The organism is Methylobacterium sp. GXS13 (assembly GCF_001455965.1).
Classification (GTDB): domain Bacteria; phylum Pseudomonadota; class Alphaproteobacteria; order Rhizobiales; family Beijerinckiaceae; genus Methylobacterium.
In genome coordinates this window covers 51,180-68,854 of sequence record NZ_LKKO01000036.1, presented here as the reverse complement: position 1 = coordinate 68,854, position 17,675 = coordinate 51,180, and the positions used below count along the sequence as shown (strand labels likewise).

General features: G+C 68.0%; 14 protein-coding genes and 1 pseudogene. 9 read left to right on the top strand and 6 right to left on the bottom strand.

The window, feature by feature from the left end:
- Positions 1 to 80 precede the first annotated feature (80 nt).
- From cysK to AO398_RS29055, 5 genes are all read left to right on the top strand, one after another.
- Positions 81 to 1,055 carry a cysteine synthase A gene (cysK, locus tag AO398_RS13405; protein WP_058192618.1) on the top strand — a complete coding sequence of 325 codons (975 nt, stop codon included), beginning with the start codon at positions 81 to 83 and terminating at the stop codon, positions 1,053 to 1,055.
- Between the two features lie 397 nt (positions 1,056 to 1,452).
- Positions 1,453 to 1,956 (top strand): hypothetical protein, encoded by a 504-nt coding sequence (locus AO398_RS13400; protein ID WP_058192747.1) that lies wholly within the window; start codon positions 1,453 to 1,455, stop codon positions 1,954 to 1,956.
- 119 nt (positions 1,957 to 2,075) lie between these two features.
- Complete coding sequence (locus AO398_RS13395; protein ID WP_058192616.1) at positions 2,076 to 2,414, top strand: hypothetical protein; 339 nt, start codon at positions 2,076 to 2,078, stop codon at positions 2,412 to 2,414.
- Entirely contained in the window at positions 2,414 to 2,728 is a 315-nt protein-coding gene (locus tag AO398_RS13390) for a hypothetical protein (protein WP_058192614.1), read from the top strand. The genes AO398_RS13395 and AO398_RS13390 overlap by 1 nt, the downstream gene beginning before the upstream one ends.
- Entirely contained in the window at positions 2,725 to 2,877 is a 153-nt protein-coding gene (locus tag AO398_RS29055) for a hypothetical protein (protein ID WP_201025760.1), read from the top strand. The genes AO398_RS13390 and AO398_RS29055 overlap by 4 nt, the downstream gene beginning before the upstream one ends.
- Positions 2,878 to 2,958: 81 nt before the next feature.
- Here AO398_RS29055 and AO398_RS13385 read toward each other — a convergent pair whose 3' ends face one another.
- Together AO398_RS13385 and typA are read right to left on the bottom strand one after the other, a co-directional pair.
- Positions 2,959 to 3,183: a hypothetical protein gene (locus tag AO398_RS13385; RefSeq protein WP_058192612.1), complete on the bottom strand. Its 225-nt coding sequence runs from the start codon at positions 3,181 to 3,183 to the stop codon at positions 2,959 to 2,961.
- A 145-nt stretch (positions 3,184 to 3,328) separates the two neighbouring features.
- Positions 3,329 to 5,155 carry a translational GTPase TypA gene (typA, locus tag AO398_RS13380; protein WP_058192610.1) on the bottom strand — a complete coding sequence of 609 codons (1,827 nt, stop codon included), beginning with the start codon at positions 5,153 to 5,155 and terminating at the stop codon, positions 3,329 to 3,331.
- A 377-nt stretch (positions 5,156 to 5,532) separates the two neighbouring features.
- Between typA and AO398_RS13375 the strand changes: the two are divergent.
- The 3 genes and pseudogenes from AO398_RS13375 to AO398_RS13365 all read left to right on the top strand — a co-directional run bounded on the left by AO398_RS13375 (position 5,533) and on the right by AO398_RS13365 (position 10,686).
- Positions 5,533 to 6,233, top strand: a pseudogene (locus AO398_RS13375) (SDR family oxidoreductase).
- Positions 6,234 to 6,516: 283 nt separating this feature from the next.
- A complete protein-coding gene (locus AO398_RS13370) occupies positions 6,517 to 9,165 on the top strand; it encodes an ABC transporter ATP-binding protein (protein ID WP_058192609.1) in 2,649 nt (882 codons plus the stop codon).
- 84 nt (positions 9,166 to 9,249) lie between these two features.
- Positions 9,250 to 10,686, top strand: coding sequence for a cytochrome P450 (locus AO398_RS13365; RefSeq protein WP_058192607.1), 1,437 nt, complete (start codon positions 9,250 to 9,252; stop codon positions 10,684 to 10,686).
- Positions 10,687 to 10,814: 128 nt separating this feature from the next.
- Here the strand turns inward: AO398_RS13365 and minE are convergent, their stop codons facing one another.
- The 4 genes from minE to minC (AO398_RS13345) form a co-directional block, all read right to left on the bottom strand.
- Positions 10,815 to 11,156 (bottom strand): cell division topological specificity factor MinE, encoded by a 342-nt coding sequence (minE, locus tag AO398_RS13360; RefSeq protein WP_058192605.1) that lies wholly within the window; start codon positions 11,154 to 11,156, stop codon positions 10,815 to 10,817.
- On the bottom strand, positions 11,153 to 11,968 hold the full coding sequence (minD, locus tag AO398_RS13355) for a septum site-determining protein MinD (RefSeq protein WP_058192603.1): 816 nt from the start codon (positions 11,966 to 11,968) through the stop codon (positions 11,153 to 11,155). Before minD ends, minE begins: the two co-directional genes overlap by 4 nt.
- 30 nt (positions 11,969 to 11,998) lie before the next feature.
- Positions 11,999 to 12,727, bottom strand: coding sequence for a septum site-determining protein MinC (gene minC / locus AO398_RS13350; protein WP_058192601.1), 729 nt, complete (start codon positions 12,725 to 12,727; stop codon positions 11,999 to 12,001).
- A 424-nt stretch (positions 12,728 to 13,151) separates the two neighbouring features.
- Positions 13,152 to 13,907: a septum site-determining protein MinC gene (gene minC / locus AO398_RS13345; RefSeq protein WP_082643269.1), complete on the bottom strand. Its 756-nt coding sequence runs from the start codon at positions 13,905 to 13,907 to the stop codon at positions 13,152 to 13,154.
- Positions 13,908 to 14,018: 111 nt separating this feature from the next.
- Here minC (AO398_RS13345) and addA point away from each other — a divergent pair, with 111 nt between their 5' ends.
- The gene (gene addA / locus AO398_RS13340; protein ID WP_058192599.1) at positions 14,019 to 17,519 is read left to right on the top strand and encodes a double-strand break repair helicase AddA; all 3,501 of its coding nucleotides are present in this window, start codon (positions 14,019 to 14,021) and stop codon (positions 17,517 to 17,519) included.
- Positions 17,520 to 17,675: the final 156 nt, after the last annotated feature.

Below are 17,675 nucleotides of genomic sequence, written 5' to 3'. Positions count from 1 at the left end.
CCGGCCGGCCAAGGCTTCCCCTTGGCCTCGACCGTCCGGATCCGACATCTGTCCGACCCGAGATCTGCAGGAGTTCCGCGATGGCCGATTCCCTCAACGCGCCGGCGAAGGTCGGCCACGGCCGTGTCTACGGCTCGATCACCGAGACCATCGGCAACACCCCGCTGGTGCGCCTCAATCGCCTGCCCAAGGAGCACGGCGTCGATGCCGAGATCCTGCTGAAGCTTGAGTTCTTCAACCCGATCGCCAGCGTGAAGGACCGCATCGGCGTCAACATGATCGACGCCCTCGAGGCTGCGGGCAAGCTTCAGCCCGGCGGCACGTTGGTCGAGCCGACCTCCGGCAACACCGGCATCGCGCTGGCCTTCGTGGCCGCGGCGCGCGGCTACCGGTTGATCCTGGTGATGCCCGAGACGATGTCCCTGGAACGCCGCAAGATGCTGGCCTTCCTGGGCGCCGAGCTGGCGCTCACCCCCGGCGCGCAGGGCATGAAGGGCGCCATCGCCAAGGCCGAGGAACTCCTGAAGGAGATCCCGGGCTCGGTGATGCCGCAGCAATTCTCGAACCCGGCCAATCCCGAGATTCACCGCAAGACCACCGCGGAAGAAATCTGGAGCGACACCGGCGGCCAGCTCGATGCCTTCGTGGCCGGCGTCGGCACCGGCGGCACGGTGACCGGCGTCGGTGAGGTGCTGAAGCCGCGTCTTCCGAACCTCAAGGTCTTCGCGGTCGAGCCGGTGGATTCTCCGGTGATCTCCGGTGGCCAGCCTGGCCCGCACAAGATCCAGGGCATCGGCGCGGGCTTCATCCCCGGGAATCTACACACGGACATCCTGGACGGCGTGCTGAAGGTCTCCAACGACACCGCCTTCGAGACCGCTCGGGCTCTGGCCCGCCTGGAAGGCATCCCGGGCGGCATCTCGACGGGCGGCAATGTCGCGGCGGCGCTGGAACTGGCCAAGCGGCCGGAATTCCAGGGCAAGCGGATCGTGACGATCGCCTGTTCGTTCGCCGAGCGCTACATCTCGTCGGCCCTGTTCGACGGAATCGGCTAGCATCGATCGATCGCGGCGGCGCCGCCTCTTTCACCGTTGCCGCCCGCTCGAATCGCGCCGGTATTCTTGAAGCCGGCGCGGCTTCGGTGACGAAGCGACAGCAGTACGATCCTGCTGTCGCTTCGAGGTCGTATCGTATTCGTCCAATATAAATACTGACCAATTAGAGATATTTTATAATTGTCGCCTTAGATATCTAGATCGGCTCATGGCGTCATTTGCTTTAAAAGCAACGAATTTTCGGCTTTTATAGCTAGCATCCTTCAGCATCAACCTTGATCTGTGTTCCGCGTAACGGCGCGGCTGGACGCAAGACTTGGAAAAATTTCGCGCATCGGTCATCTGCTTCCTGGGTCGTCGTCCCGCCGACGATCCGGGATTGGACGGACATTTCCGCATGCGCTGGCTTCTCGTTCTCCTCGGCTTCTTCCTCACGCTGGCTGCGCAGGCCCAAGTGCTGGGCTTCGCGAGCCACGACCTCACGAGCGTAGTGGATCAGGCCCGGATCGCGATCGATACGAAAGCCTCGATACAGGCGACCCCATTGAACCTCACGATGACCTGCGCCTCCTGCACAGGTTCGCCGGTGGTGGATATCCGGCTCGGACGCCTGACCGATGGGACCGAGAAGCGTGTGCGATCCGGGGAGACAACCTTCGCGAAGCTCGAGTCACTCTGCATCAAGCAGAACCCCGATTGCCGCCTTTCGACTCTCCCCGTGAGCCCGGCGATCGGGTGGCTCACGGTCTATGCATTCGGGAATGGTGCGGGATCGACGGCGGTGATCCTGCGCGACGGTGACCTGCTCACGATCCAGGCCAAGGCTGACAGCCGCTGGCACGCCGAGGAGTCGGTGCGGGCCCTGGTGCAGCGTCTCGCACCTCGGATCGTTGGCCCCTGACGCCGTCTACATCATCCCGCACGAACGAGCCGGCGCGAGGGTGATCACCGGCTGCCACGCAACCCTGGTCTCCCGCCCCCGTTGTCTCGCCACAGCGCGACGTAGGAGAGGCAGGAGCCATGGCAGAGCAGACAACACGGCCGTCATTGAAGGACTTCAATGCCAATGCCGACCGGAATGGCCAGGATCTCGGCCAGGATTCGCCGCTCGATGTTGGCGTTGCGGCCAACACGCAGGCCGACCTGAAGCGGGATCCGGCGGGCGACGCCCAGGCAGCGCGGATCGCCTCCGGTACTCCGGGCTCGGACGCCACCGACGCCACCGAGGCTGAGACCCCGCCCGAGAACCTGAAGAAGCTTCAGGGCGAGTTTGGCAAGACTCCGGATAAGGGCTCAAGCATGGGCGAAGCGATCGACCGCGCCACCGCGGCGGTGGGTCAGGATGATGGGAAGCGTTGATGGGTAGGCTCACCAGCGATTCCGGAACTGTCACCCGCAAGCCCGACGATACGGTCGGCTCCAAGGGCGAGCACCCGGCGGGTGGCGGTCACCAGACCCCCGAGCAGGCGGCGATCACCGATATGGGTTCAGGCGAGGCGGCCAAGACCGAGTCCAAGGAGGGCTGGGGCCAATCCGGTGAGGCCGGACGCTCCCCGCCCGCGGTCGGCGGCTCATCGGGCGGCCATTCGGACCAGAAGGCATCGCGCGGCCCGTCCGCCGACCAGAAAGTCGCCGACGGACACTATCGGGTCGAGCGGGAGGACAAGACGTGAGCGAGCGTGAAGAGCCGAAACCCGAGAAGCCGGCCAACGTCGCGCCTGATGCGGTGATGGACCCGAACGAGAAGACCGACGGCAAGCCCGGCATGGGTCCGCAAGGCGACAAGACCCAGAATGACGAGACCGATCCCGGCGGAAGCTGAGGGCTCTGTCTCATGGGCCTCTGACCTTGGGGCACACGCTCCAAGGTCAGTCCGGGGTTACAACCGCCCGGCGCAATCGGATCAGGACAATCGGAAGCGGATCGGCTCGACAGCCAGTGCGACCTCGTCCGGTCGGCAGCCGGTCTCGACGCAAGCGTAGCGGATCGCATCCCGGCGCGTGCGAAATATCCCCCCTGCCCTGCCGCCGGTCTCGAAGGCGACCCAATGGCCCTCGCCGTCCTGGCCCACGACGTAGGGAGATGCAGCCGAGCGAGCCGGCCGGTTGGCGTTCAAGGCGACAGGCATCTGAATCACGGGTTTTCATGCAGCCCGGTTGAGCCTCGCCACGAAGCCAAGGGGCTTGGTGCGAGGGCCTAACGGGTCAACCGAGGATCAGAATGACGTCCTCGACGGCAACCGGGCCTGAGCGCCCGGTTGCCCGGTATTCATCTCAGGCGGCGGTGTCCTTCGACGAACGCTCGACGCGCTTGCGGTCGTTGGGATCGAGGACGGTCTTGCGGAGCCGAATCGACTTCGGCGTGACCTCGACCAGTTCGTCGTCCTGGATCCAGGCGAGCGAGCGCTCCAGAGTCATCCGGATCGGAGGCGTCAGCCGCACGGCTTCGTCCTTCGAGGTGGTGCGGATGTTTGTAAGTTTCTTACCTTTGAGGACATTCACCTCGAGATCGTTCTCGCGGTTGTGCTCGCCGATGATCATGCCTTGATAGACCTTCCAGCCGGGCTCGATCATCATCGGGCCGCGGTCTTCGAGGTTCCACATGGCGTAGGCCACGGCCTCACCCTTGTCGTTGGAGATCAGCACGCCGTTGCGGCGGCCGGCGATCTCGCCCTTGAACGGCTCGTAGGCCTTGAACAGGCGGTTCATGATCGCGGTGCCGCGGGTGTCGGTGAGCAGCTCGCCCTGGTAGCCGATCAGGCCACGGGTGGGGGCGTGGAACACGAGGCGCAGGCGATCGCCGCCCGAAGGCCGCATCTCCAGCATCTCGGCTTTGCGCTCTGACATCTTCTGGACGACGACGCCCGAATGCTCCTCGTCGACGTCGATCACAACCTCTTCGATCGGCTCGAGAAGCTCGCCGTTCTCGTCCTTCTCGTAGACGACCCGCGGACGGGAAACCGCGATCTCGAAGCCCTCGCGGCGCATGGTCTCGATCAGGATGGCGAGCTGCAATTCACCGCGACCGGAGACGTAGAACGAATCCTTGTCGGCGGCTTCCTCGATCTTGAGCGTGACGTTGCCCTCGCCCTCCTTGAACAGGCGGTCGCGGATCATCCGGCTGGTGACCTTGTCGCCCTCGGTGCCGGCGAGCGGCGAGTCGTTGACGATGAACGACATGGTCACGGTCGGCGGATCGATCGGCTGGGCCTGGATCGGGGTGTCCACCTGCGGGTCGCAGAACGTGTCGGCCACGGTGCCCTTGATCAGGCCGGCGATGGAGACGATGTCGCCCGCCTCGCCGATATCGATCGGGGCGCGCTCGAGGCCCCGGAAGGCGAGGATCTTCGAGACGCGGCCGGTCTCGACCACCTTGCCGTCCCGCGACAGCACCTTGATCTGCTGGTTCGGCTTCACGGTGCCCGACGCGATGCGCCCGGTGATGATCCGGCCCAGGAACGGGTTGGCCTCGAGCAGCGTGCCGAGCATCCGGAACGGACCCTCTTCGACCTTGGCCGGCGGCACGTGCTTCAGCACGAGCTCGAACAGCGGCTTCAGACCCACCGACGGGTCGGCCTCGGGGCTATCGGCCATCCAGCCGTTCCGGCCGGAGCCGTAGAGGATCGGAAAGTCGAGCTGCTCGTCGGTGGCGTCGAGCGCCGCGAACAGGTCGAACACCTCGTTCACGACCTCGTTGATGCGCGCATCCGGGCGATCGACCTTGTTGATCGCTACGATCGGCCTCAGGCCGATCTTCAGAGCCTTGCCGACCACGAACTTGGTTTGGGGCATCGGCCCCTCGGCGGCATCCACCAGCACGATCACGCCGTCGACCATCGACAGGATGCGCTCGACCTCACCGCCGAAATCGGCGTGGCCGGGGGTGTCGACGATGTTGACGCGGGTGTCCTCCCAAACGACCGAGGTCGCCTTGGCCAGGATCGTGATGCCACGCTCCTTCTCCAGGTCGTTGGAGTCCATCGCCCGCTCCTCGACCCGCTGATTCTCGCGGAAGGTGCCGGACTGGGCCAGCAGCTTGTCGACGAGCGTCGTCTTGCCGTGGTCGACGTGGGCAATGATGGCGATGTTGCGCAGATTCATGGCGGCCCGAAACGGGTTGTGCCGGCTCCCTGGCGGCCGCGCGGCGCGGCCGTCCGCGCCGGGTGAGGTACGGAGTCGTGGTGGTTGCGTCGCAATATAAGCCCGCGCGTCCGCCCGCAAGGCCGTCGCACGCATGCCGGTGTACCGTTGCGCGGCGCATACCCCGCTAAACTACACGTGGTGCCAGCAAATTCCGGGCTTCGAGCGACGGTAATCCGCTCTGCCGTGCCGCCTCGGATCGCGGCGTCCACCGGAATGCCTGCTGCTCATCGCCGCTCGCGCGCCGTAGACCATCATGATGTGCCGGCGGTGGCGATTCGCCGCCCCTCCGCCTGCTGTTGGGCGGTGAGACAGCCGGAAAAGCGGAGCGGTTGGCGATGAGCGACAAAGTCGCCCTCGTGACGGCGGGGGACAGCGGCATGGACGCCGCGGCCGCCCGGAAGCGGGCGGCGGACGGGTTCGCGATCGGAATCCTGTCGTCGTCCGGCAAGGAGAGGCACTCGGTCAGGAACCGGGCTGGTTCGGCACGACCAGTTCGAACCGGTCCACGGAAGACCTGCGGCGTCTGGTCGACGGAGCGATGGCCCGCTGGGGCCGGGTCGACGTTCTGGTCAACAGCGCCGGGCATGGCCCCCGGGGACCGTTACTCGACATCACGGACGCGCAACGGCACGCGGTCCTGGACACCTATCTCATGAACGTCGTGCGATCGGTGCGTCTGGTGACGCCGGTCATGCAGGCGCAGCGTGCCGGTGCAATCTTCAACATCTCCACCGCCTGGGCCTTCGAGCCGAGCCCGATGGTCCCGACCTCGGCGGTGTTCCGGGCCGGGCTCGCGGCCTACACGAAGCTGTTCGCCGGCCCTTGCGCCGCCGACAATGTCCGCATGAACAACGTGCTGCTGGGCTCGATCGACAGCTTGCCCGGCACGGAGGAACGCCGACAGAGCGTCCCGATGGGGCGCTACGGCCGCGCCGAAGAGATCGCCGACATAGTCGCGTTCCTCGCTTCGGACGGCGCGGCCTACATGACCGGTCAGAACTTGCGCGTCGATGGCGGCCTGACCCGCTCCTTCTGAACCGCCAAACCACGCCCCGATGGTGAACTGCGCAACGCCGCATTCCGTGATCGGATAGTGCCGCCGTACGCCCGGCATGCCCTATATGACGGCACGATGACACGACCGTTGAGCCCCGGGATCGCACGGTCGCGTCAACGGGACTGCCAGGACCGCGTCAGGTGCCGCCAAGCTTACGCAATGGAACTGCATCGTTCGATGACGTTTTCGCTCAGATCTGTGCGTGGGCACACACCGAGCCGGCCTCGTTTTCGCCAGGAGAGACCTTTGCCGGACGTTCCCGATGCGCGAGCTTGAGCCGCGGCTCTTTCCCTACATCTGGCGCTACTCCAAGGCCGAGCAGCTCAAGATCTGCGCCGTGGTCCTAGCCTCGCTGCCGTTCTACTTCGCGTCGCTGGATCTGCCCAAACGCATCGTCAACGACGCCATAACCGGCAAGGCTTTCGCCCATGGCGAGGCCACCGTGCCCTTCCTCGACATGACCATCCAATGGCCGGAGCTGCTGGGCGGCGGCACGACACGACTGTTCGAAGGGTTTCAGTTCGATCGGTTCGAGCTGTTGCTCGGGCTTTCGACGCTGTTCCTCGCGCTCGTTCTGATCAACGGCGCCTTCAAGTTCTACATCAATCTGCAGAAGGGCATCCTCGGCGAACGGATGCTGCGCCGGCTGCGTTTCCAGCTATTCTCGCTGATGCTGCGCTTTACCCCGGAGGCGCAGCGCGAGGTGAAGTCCTCCGAGACCGCGACGATCATCCGCGACGAGGTCGAGCCCATCGGCTCGTTCATTGGCGACGCGATCGTTGTGCCGGTCTTCCTCGGCACCCAGGCGGCCACCGCCCTGGCCTTCATCATGATGCAGAACGTGTGGCTCGGCCTCGCGGCCGGCGGAATGGTGGCGGTGCAGATGACCGTGATCCCGCGGCTGCGCCGCCAGATCATCCTGCTCAGCCGCCAGCGTCAGATCGCCTCGCGGAACCTCGCCGGCCGGATCGCCGAGGTCCTCGACGGCCTGCCGGCGGTGACGCTGAACGATACTGGCCGCTGGGAGCGGGCCGAGATCGGCGGCCGGCTCTACAGCCTCTACGATCTGCGCCTGCGCATCTATCGGCGGAAATTCGCGGTCAAGTATCTCAACAACCTGCTCGCGCAGATCACGCCATTCCTGTTCTATGCCATCGGCGGCATGTTCGCCCTCAAGGGCGAACTCGATATCGGCCAGCTGGTGGCGGTTCTTGCCGCGTATCGGGACCTGCCGCCACCGCTCAAGGAGCTGATCGACTGGGATCAGCAGCGCCTCGACGTCGAGGTGAAGTACGAGACCGTGGCAGCCCATTTCGGGCCGCAGCGCCTCCAGCCCGCGGAACATGAGAAACAGGTAGCGCCGCCGAAGCTCGGCAGCCCGCTGCGCGTCGAAGCCCTGGCGCTGCGCGACCCGCAGGGCGGCCTGCCGATCGAGATCGGCGATATCCAGGCCGCGCTGCCGGGGCAGTTCGCCCTGGTCCCGCCCGGACCGATCGCTCAGGAATTCGCTCGAACCCTGGCCGGCCTTCGGGTTCCGACCAGCGGATCGATCCGGATCGGCGACCATGACCTGTCGACTCTGCCGCGGGCAGCCCGCAGCCGCCGCATCGCCTTCGCGGATCTCGACCCGGTCCTGTTCCCCGGAACGGTGCGCGACAACCTGCTCTACGGGCTACGAATCAAACCCCTGCGCACGAAGAGCCTCGACCTGAGCAAGTCGCGGATCAACGAAGCGGTGAAGACCGGCAACCCCGCCGACAGCATCGACGACCCGTGGATCGACTACGCCCGGTTCGGCGTCCGCGACGCCCGGGACCTCGACGAACGCCTGCTCGACCTGCTCTTCCGCCTCGATCTCGGCGACGACCTGTATCGCTTCGGTCTCGGCGCCCTCAGCACCGTGGTCCACGATACGCCGGCGGGTCAGCGCATGATCGCCGCCCGGGAACATCTGCGCACGCATTTCGCCCGGAGCGGGCTGGCCGACCTGGTGATCCCGTTCTCCCGGGGCAGCTACAACGCGCAGGCCACGGTGGCGGAGAACTTGATGTTCGGAGTGCCCCGCGACCCGACCCTGATGGATCCGAGGCGGCTCGCTGGCGTGAGGCTGTTCCGGGAGGCGCTGGAGCGGGCCAAGCTGCTTGACGATCTCGACCGCATGGGCGTGGCGATCGCCCAGAACCTCAAGGACATCTTCGCCGACGTGCCGCCCGGCCATCCGCTGTTCCGGCGCTTCTCACTGATCACCCCGGACGCCCTACCCGAATATCTGCGCCGGCTCGCCCGGCTGCCCGAGGAAGGCCGCTTGGACGAGACGGACAGCGTGGCGTTCCTGGCGCTCGCCCTGGCCTATGTCGAACCGCGGATGCGCTTCGGCCTGCTTGACCAGCCGCTCAAGCTCCGCATCGTCGGGGCGCGCGGCGTGGTGCAGGCGTTCATGCACGGCCATGACGGTTGCGATATCGAATCGTACGACCCCAACCGGATCAATCCGCGCAGCACCGTCCTCGACAACCTGCTGTTCGGCCGTATCGACACGGCACGGATGCATGGCGAGCAAATCATCCAGCGCGAGGCTCGCGCGGTGTTTCGCCAATTCGAGTTGGAACGCCAGATCCAGAGACGCGGCCTGGAGAAAGAGGTCGGCAATCGCGGTCAGCTTCTCACCGATCGCGTGCGCGTCCGGATCGGCCTGGGCCGGGCGCTGCTGCGCGACCCGGAGATCCTGGTGGTGGACCGGGTGAGCGAGCAGCTGGAGCGGGGCGTAGAGACGCTGCTCGACGTGACGGGAGCAGTGCTGCCTCGCAGCAGCCTTGTGGCGAGCGTATCCAGTGAGGGCGACGCTGCCCGCTTCCCTCAGCGATTGCCGCTTCGCCCCACCGAGGCGCGCCTGCGCAACGCTGCCGAGTGATCCAGGAAGCCCCATGTCGCGAGACACGACCGGGATCGCTCCGCAGTTTACAGTGTCGCCGGTCTCCGGCACAGGATGGCTCACATGCCTGTATCGACGGACGCGATCGCGATTTCGGGTCGGACAAATCCGAGCCTCGCCGACCTGCCGCGCCTGGTGCCACCGCACCCGGCTCCGGCGGAGCATGAGCTGCCGCTTTCGGCCTATCTGCGCTCGATCCGCGACAACGGGCTGGCCGGTTTCCCCCGGAGCGCCTTTGAGGAAGCGATCACGCGCCGCGGCCTGCTCGGCCGGTCGAGCTACGTCCTGAACGACCCTGAGGCGATCCGCCATTTCCTGGTGGACAACCAAGCCAATTACGCCCGCACCACCGGCACGGTGCGGATCCTGCGTCCGATCTTGGGCGACGGCCTCCTGATCAGCGAGGGTTCGGCCTGGCGGCACCAGCGCCGGACCCTGGCACCGGCCTTCACGCCAAGAGCGATCGACGGGCTCGTCCCCCACATCGCCGCTGCGGTGGATGACGGGATCGAGCGGATCGTCGCCGAGGCATCCGAGGGCCCAATCGACCTGTTCACGGCCTTCCACCGGCTTGCGCTGGAGATTGCCGGGCGCAGCATGTTCTCGGTCGGCATGGACCGGTACGGTCTAGAGCTCCGCGAACTGATCGCCGCATACAGCGTCAAGATCGGCCGGCCGCACCTCCTCGACATCGTGATGCCGCCGGGCTGGCCGGTCCCGCTCGACTGGTCCCGTGCGCGGTTCCGGCGCCGCTGGATTCCGTTCCTCGACCGAATCATCGCAGCGCGCCAGGCGGCGACCCGGGAACCCGGCCATTCCGGCGACCTGCTCGACCTGCTCGCCACGGCCCGCAATCCGGATACCGGCGCCCCCTTCAGCGCCGAAGAGCTACGCGACCAGGTCGCGACTATGATCCTGGCCGGCCACGAGACCACAGCCGGCACGCTGTTCTGGGCTGCCTACATGCTGGCGCTCGCCCCCGAGTTGCAGGAGCGTCTGGCGGCCGAAGCTCAAGCCGCCGACCTCACCAATCCGACCGGTTGCCAGAGCGACGGACGGCTGCCGTTGATCCGCGCGACGGTGGACGAGACCTTGCGCCTCTACCCGGCGGCCTTCGTCATCGTCCGCCGGGCGCTCGGCGCCGACACCATCGCGGGCCATCCGGTCAAGAGGGGCGACGTCGTGATGGTAAGCCCTTGGGTGCTCCACCGGCACCGCAAGCTTTGGGCCGATCCGGAGGCCTTCGACCCGGGTCGCTTTTTGCCCGGTGCCAAGCCGCCAGCCCGCTTCTCCTACCTACCCTTCGGGGCAGGCCCGCGGGTGTGCATCGGAGCGCAATTTGCGCTGATCGAGACGGTGCTGTCGCTGGCGCGACTGCTTGCGCGGTTCCGACTGGTCCTTGAGGACCGGGAGCCGATCCTGCCGCACGCGGTGGTCACCACCCAGCCGCAGCGTTTCGCCAAGTTTCGGCTGATCCCGCGGCATTCGGCCGGCGTCTGATCGCGTTCCTCACCCGGATACGAAAGCGCCGCGTGTTGTCGGTCATGTCCCTAAAAAGCAAAGCCGCGCCCGGCTCAGCGGGCGCGGCTCGCGCAGGTTCGTGCCGGCGGTGACGATCCCGGCCCGGCTCAAGCGGCCTTCTTGGAGGCCGCCGATTTCTGCCCACCCCTGTTCGCAGCGACTTCGGCGAGCTTGGCAGCCAGCTTCGCATCGAGCTTGCCCGAGACACCGAGCGGAAGCTCGATGTCGAGCCCCAGGGTCGAGACGCCCTCACCCCGCTCCAGAGTGACCTTAACCTTGTCGGCTTCCACCGACACATGATTGGCGATCACCGCCAGGATCTCGTCGCGGAGCTGCATCACCAAGTCGGGACGTCCCGACTCGGCACGCTCGTGGGCGAGGATCAAGTGGTGGCGGTCGCGCGCGACCGCACCGGAATTGCGCTTCTGGAAGATACCCAGGATGCTCATGCCGCCCTCCGCATGAACAGCTTGTCGAGGAAGGACTTGCGCTCGGTCGGCATGCTCATCGGCACGTTCTCGCCCTTCAGCCGGCGTGCCGCATCGGCGTAGGCCCGCGCCGGGGCGCAGAGCGGATTGTTGAGGGTGACCGGGCAGCCGAGGTTCGAGGCGCGCAGCACCTCCTGGCTTTCGGGGATGATCGCCAGCAGCGGGATCGACAGGATGTCGAGCACGTCTTCGGTCTTGAGCATGTCGCCGCGATCGGCCCGCATTGGGTCGTAGCGGGTGAGGATCAGGTGCTTCTCCATCTCCTCGCCCTTCTCCGCCTTGGCGGTCTTGGAATCGAGCAGCCCGATGATCCGGTCGGAGTCGCGCACCGAGGAGACCTCGGGGTTCGTCACGACCACAGCCACGTCGGCGTGGTGCATGGCGAGCTGGGCGCCGCGTTCGATACCGGCCGGCGAGTCACACACCACCCAGTCGAACCGCTCGCGCAGTTCTTCCATCACTCGGGCGACGCCGACATCGGTGAGCGCATCCTTGTCGCGGGTCTGCGAGGCCGGCAGGAGGTGCAGGGTGTCGAGGCGCTTGTCCTTGATCAGCGCCTGCGGCAGCTTGGCATCGCCGTTGACCACGTTGATGAGGTCGTAGACCACCCGGCGCTCGGCACCCATGACCAGGTCGAGGTTGCGCAGGCCGACGTCGAAATCGACGACGCACACGCTCTGCCCGCCCTGTGCCAGGGCCGCTCCGAGGGCCGCGGTCGTCGTCGTCTTGCCGACGCCGCCCTTGCCCGATGTGACGACGAGAACCTTTGCCACGCGTCGATCTCCCTGATTTCTAAGCTTGCGTTAGTCTAAGCTTGCCATTCGGATGTTGCCGCCATCGAGCCAGACCTGAGCGGCCTTGCCGCGCAGGGCCGTGCCCATGTCCTCCGCCGTCCGCACGAGGCGGTCGATCCCCAGCAACTCGGGCTCGAATTTGCGGCAGTAGATTCGGGCCCGCGGGTTGCGCGCCGCACCGGCGATCGCGCGGCCCCGCAGGGCGCCGTAGACGTGGATCGAGCCGCCCGCGAGGATCTCGGCCCCCGAGGAGACGGAGCCCATCACGGTGACGTCGCCGGTGGGGTTGATCACGCTCTGTCCGGAGCGGACCGAGCCCTCGACGGTGATTGAGGTGACGACCTGCGGCTCCGGCTCGGCGGGGGCGGCCGGGATCTCGACCGTGTCCGACGGACGCCCCTGCACCAGCAGCGGCGGCAATCCGGACGCAATGGCGTCGATCCCTTCGATCCCCAGAACCGCGATGCCGCGGGCCTTGAGCTCGGCCATTAACATGTCGAGCGCGTCCGGCTCGGGCTTGAGCTGGGCGCAGTCCAGGATCACGGCCCGGCCTTTCAGCAGGGTCGGCGAGCGCTTGAGCGCTGCGTCGAGGCCCGCGAGCCACTCCGGAAGCGGCGGCTCGGGGGTGAGGGCCAGGCCCTTGAACGCCCGCCCGCGAAGGCTGAGCGGCCGGGGCGCAGGAGCCGCCGCTGGGGCGGTCTCCGGGTCGTCGATCGGCTCGGGGAGGGTTTCGCTCATGTCGGCCCGTTAAGAGTCCTTACCGGACCATTGACGGCTGGCATGGTTACCGAAGAGTTAAGTTTTGGATCCGGTCGGCAAATTCTGCCGGGATCCTGGTATCGGTGGAGCCTTAGGTCCACGAGGACACAGCCCCGTGGTTGCTCCCACATGTGCGAAGTGCCTGTCGGCCGATAGCAGCCGATCACGCGCCGCCTCAGGAAAAATCCGCACCAAGTAGCTGATCGATATAAATCTTTTCAAAAAGCAGACACGCCTGTCCGGGTCCGCTTTGGGGAGTCAGGATCCCGAAATCGGTGACGCGCGCCGCCGTCCGCGATGAAACAACAAATCCTTCGAAGATTTGCGTTTTGGATTGTTGGTCCAGTCAACGGGCAGCGGCGATTTAGACGTCGATCGTCACGAGAGCGATGTGGCCGTTCACTCACCCCCGCTCGAACAGACCCAGCTTGATCGCATCCTCCACAAGCCGCACCTCCACGGCCTGACCCCGGAAGGCCGGGTCCAGGTCGTCGGCGGCGCGGTAGAGGCCGTCGATCGCTACCAGTTCCGGCTCGAAGCGGCGGCACCAGATCCGCGCGCCCGGATTGCCGGCAGCACCCGCCACCGCCCGGCCGCGCAGGGCGCCGTAGACGTGGATCGAGCCGCCGGCGATCACCTCGGCGCCTGAGGCCACGGCGCCCAGCACGGTCACGTCGCCCTCGAGATGCAGCACGGTCTGGCCCGAGCGCACCGGCGCGTCGAGAATCAGCGAGCGCACGGCGCTCTCTTTGGGCGCCGGCTCGGGCAGCGCATCTGCGTCCGGGGGCGCGATATCTCCCACCGGGCGGCCGCCCGACAGGGCCGGCGGCAGATCGGCGGTGTGGATCGACGGCGGCGCGCCCTCGATGCCCAGGATCGCGATCCTCCGGGCGGCGAGCTCCGCGAGCAGACCGTCGAGATCCTCCCGGGTGAGCTTCAGCCCGGCGAGGTCGAGGATCACCGGCCGGCCGGCGAAGAAGTTGGGCGCGCGCCGGTTCAGGGCATCCAAGTCCCCGAACCACTCGGCCACCGGTGGCACGGGGGCCAGGACGGTGGCCATGAAGGAGCGGCCGCGGAAGCGGATCGGCGGGCGCGCCGGCTCGGATGTCGGCTGGGTCACGGGCGTTTTCGGTGTCACGAGGAGGATGCCTGCATCCATGCGGCGCGGCCGCGCCAGGGGCAATCCCGCAACGCCCGGTGTGACGCCTTGCTCGGCCCGCAGGGGCGTTTCTGTTGTAGAGAGATGCCGCAGCCGAGCCGGACGAGACCGTTGAGCAGCGCGCCAGCCTCTAGAACTCACGCCACCCGACCGTTCGTCGTCGACGACCTGACCCAGGCCAACCAGCGCCGGGCGGCCGATCCGCGGGCCTCGGCCTGGGTTTCGGCCAATGCCGGGGCCGGCAAGACGAAGGTGCTCACCGACCGGGTGGTGCGGCTGCTCCTCGACGGGGCGCCGCCTGGCCGGATCCTGTGCCTGACCTTCACCAAGGCGGCGGCCGCCAACATGGCGATCCGGGTGTTCCGGCTGCTCGGCCGGTGGGTGACCCTGGACGATACCGCGCTCGGGGCGGAACTGACCGAACTCACCGGCGAGCGGGCCGATGCGGAGCGTCTGCGCATGGCGCGGCGGCTGTTCGCCCGGGCGGTGGAGACGCCGGGGGGCCTGAAGATCGAGACCCTGCACGCCCTGTGCGAACGGCTCCTGCACATGTTCCCGTTCGAGGCGAACGTGCCGGCGCGTTTCGTGGTGCTGGACGAGACGAAGGCCCGGGAGATCTTCGACATCGAGATGGCCAATGTTTTGGCCGATGCGGTGTCGAACGGCGACACGCCGCTCAGCGCCGCTTTGGCCCGGGTCACCCCGGAGGCGACGGGCGACACCCTGCGGGCGGCGATCCGCTCCGCAATGCGCGCGCGGAGTCTGATCGGCGACCGGGCCCGATTGGACCGGTCCTTCGAAGACTTGCACGGCGCCTTGGGGCTTGCCGCCGAAGAGACTGCGGAGGCGATCGAGGCCGCGATCCCCGCCGCCGCCCCGGGCTGCCGCCCCGAGGATCGGGCCGATCTGATCGGCGCGTTGCGCACCGGCAAGGCCAATGACGAGAAGCTCGCCGAGGCGCTGGCGGCGGCCGAGGCCGAGCGGGCGCGATCGGAGGATCTGCCGGACCGGTCCGAGGCGCTCGACCTCTACCGTGGGGTGTTCTTCACCCAGAAGGACGAGCCCAAGGCCGACAGCAGCCTCGGCACCAAGAGCGTCCCTGTGGCCGTCAAGGACAGGCTGAGCGCCGAGCGCGACCGGCTGGAGCCCTTGTTCGACCGGTTGCGCGCGGCGCGGGCCCATGCCCGGACGCAGGCGCTGTTCCAGCTCGCCGCCGAGATCCACCGCCGGGTCGAGGCGCAGAAGGCGCGGCTCGGGGCGCTGGATTTCGACGACCTGATCCACAAGGCGCTCGACCTGCTGGCCCGGGTCGGGGCCGGCTGGGTCCTGTACAAGCTCGACCGCGGCATCGACCATGTGCTGGTCGACGAGGCGCAGGATACCAACCCGGAACAATGGGAGATCCTGCGGGCGATCACCCAGGAATTCGCCGCCGGCGAGGGGGCCCGGGCCGGGACCCGGACCCGCTTCGCGGTGGGCGACCCGAAGCAGTCGATCTACGGGTTCCAGGGCGCGGAGCCGCGGGAATTCGCGCTCACCCGCGCGGCCTGGATTCAGGAATCGCGCGCAGCCGGCCTCACCTTCGAGGATGTGCCGCTGACCCTGTCGTTCCGCTCCACCAACCTGGTCCTCCAGGCGGTCGACGCGGTGTTCGCCCTCGACGCGCATAACGAGGGTCTGGCCTTCGAGGACACCGCCCGCCGGACCGTCCATGCCAGCGCCAGGCCCGGCGCCCCCGGAGCGGTAGAGCTGTGGCCGATCGTCGAGCCGGAGCCGGCGCCGGAGCCCGATGCCTGGACGGCGCCGGTGGACGCCCCCGAGACCAGCGCCCCGGCGATCGTCACCGCCCGCCGGGTGGCGCAGGCGGTACGGACCTGGACGAACCACGGCGATGCCACCGGCCGGATCTGGCGTCCCGGCGACGTGCTGATCCTGGTGCGCAAGCGCGGGCCGGCCTTCGAGGAGGTGATCCGTGCCCTGAAGGGTCTCGGCGTCCCGGTCGCCGGCCAGGATCGGCTGGAGGTCTCCGCCCATATCGCGGTGGCCGATCTCGTCGCCGCCGGGCGGGCCGGGCTGCTGCCGGCCGACGACCTGACATTGGCCACCGCGCTCAAGACGCCTCTGGTCGGGCTCACCGACGAGGATCTGATCCGGCTCGCCGCGCGCCGCGACCTGTCGGAGACCCTGGAGGATGCCCTGCACCGCCACGCCGAGGCCGGCGATGCCGCGGCGATCCGTGGGCTGGCGGCGCTCGAGGCCTGGATCGCCCTGGCCGGGCTCCACGGCCCGTTCGGCTTCTATGCGCGGCTCCTCGGGCCGCAGGGCGGGCGGGCGAAGCTGGTCGCCCGGCTCGGTGGTGAGGCCGGCGACGCCATCGACGTCTTCCTGGCCGCCGCCGCCCAGGCCGAGACCGGGGAGGATGCGCCGTCCCTCGGTGGTTTCCTGGCGCGCTACGTCGGCGCCGAGGCCGGTCACACGGTCAAGCGCGACATGGAATCGGGCCGCGACGAGGTCCGGGTGATGACCGTGCACGGGGCCAAGGGCCTCGAAGCGCCGGTGGTGGTGGTCATGGATGGCTGCGAGCCGCTCGGGCGCAACGACCCGCCTCTGCTGCCGCTGGCGGGGAACGGTACGGTGCTGCCGCCGGTCTGGTCGAGCGGGAAGACGCAGGATTGTGCCGCCACCGGCGAGGCTCGCGCGGCACTGCTCGCCCGGGCGCGGCAGGAGCACAACCGTCTGCTCTACGTGGCCATGACCCGGGCGGCCGATCGGCTGATCGTCGCGCCGTTCCGTGGCCACGAACGCGAAAGCGAAGCCGCGTGGTGCCGGATGATCCGGGCCGGCCTGGAGGCGACCCTCGGCGCGGGACAGGCCCTGGAATTGCCCTACGGACCCGCGACCCTGTGGCGGGACGGTGCCGAGACGTTCAGCCCCCCGGAGACGCCGGCCGCGACGAAGGTCCGCACGCCGGAGCCCGACTGGCTGCGCTGCCCGGTACCGGCCGAGCCGGAGATCCCGGTCCTCAACCCGTCCGGTGCCCTTCAGGCCGCGGACGGCTCGCGGGTGCCGCCGCCCCGCCTGGCGGATGCCCAGGCGCGCCGCCGGGGCATCCTGATCCATTCCCTGTTGCAGCACCTGCCCCGAATCGAGCCCGAACGCCGGGAGGCGGCCGGCCTCGCCTTCGTGCGGGCCCGCGCCCCCGGCCTGCCCCGCCCGGCGACTTACGGCATCGTCCGCTCGGTGCTGCGCCTCATCGACGATCCGGAGCTGGCGCCGCTCTTCGCCCTTGACGCAAAGGCCGAGGTGAACCTGTCGGGTCGCGTCCGGGCCGGCGGCAGCGAGCGGGTGGTTCAGGGCCGCGTCGACCGCCTCGCCGTGGCCGCCGACACGATCCGGATCGCCGACTTCAAGACCGGACGCCCCCCGGCCGAGGACGAGCCCCTGCCCCCCGCCGAAGCCGGTCAGATCGCGCTCTATGCCGAGCTTCTGGGCCAGATCTATCCGGACCGGACGATTCGGCCGATGCTGATCTGGACCTCCGGCCCGGTGATCCGGACCCTGAGCAGCGTCGACATCCGGGCGGCTTTGGGCCAGGCGGGAATCGAGGGCTGAGAGGCGCCCGCCCCACGCCGTCCTTGCGAGCGCAGCGAAGCAACCCGGTGTGGCGCGCGATCTCGAAAGCTGGCGTGTCCCTGGGTTGCTTCGCTGCGCTCGCTAGGACGGTGGGGCGTGGCTGTCGCGGATAGAAGCCGCAACGCGGCTTCCTCC

Coding starts and splice junctions, on each gene's coding strand:
- cysK (WP_058192618.1), top strand. CDS start 81: ATGGCCGATTCCCTCAACGCGCCGGCGAAGGTCGGCCACGGCCGTGTC.
- AO398_RS13400 (WP_058192747.1), top strand. CDS start 1,453: ATGCGCTGGCTTCTCGTTCTCCTCGGCTTCTTCCTCACGCTGGCTGCG.
- AO398_RS13395 (WP_058192616.1), top strand. CDS start 2,076: ATGGCAGAGCAGACAACACGGCCGTCATTGAAGGACTTCAATGCCAAT.
- AO398_RS13390 (WP_058192614.1), top strand. CDS start 2,414: ATGGGTAGGCTCACCAGCGATTCCGGAACTGTCACCCGCAAGCCCGAC.
- AO398_RS13385 (WP_058192612.1), bottom strand. CDS start 3,183: ATGCCTGTCGCCTTGAACGCCAACCGGCCGGCTCGCTCGGCTGCATCT.
- typA (WP_058192610.1), bottom strand. CDS start 5,155: ATGAATCTGCGCAACATCGCCATCATTGCCCACGTCGACCACGGCAAG.
- AO398_RS13370 (WP_058192609.1), top strand. CDS start 6,517: ATGCGCGAGCTTGAGCCGCGGCTCTTTCCCTACATCTGGCGCTACTCC.
- AO398_RS13365 (WP_058192607.1), top strand. CDS start 9,250: ATGCCTGTATCGACGGACGCGATCGCGATTTCGGGTCGGACAAATCCG.
- minE (WP_058192605.1), bottom strand. CDS start 11,156: ATGAGCATCCTGGGTATCTTCCAGAAGCGCAATTCCGGTGCGGTCGCG.
- minC (WP_058192601.1), bottom strand. CDS start 12,727: ATGAGCGAAACCCTCCCCGAGCCGATCGACGACCCGGAGACCGCCCCA.
- minC (WP_082643269.1), bottom strand. CDS start 13,907: ATGGATGCAGGCATCCTCCTCGTGACACCGAAAACGCCCGTGACCCAG.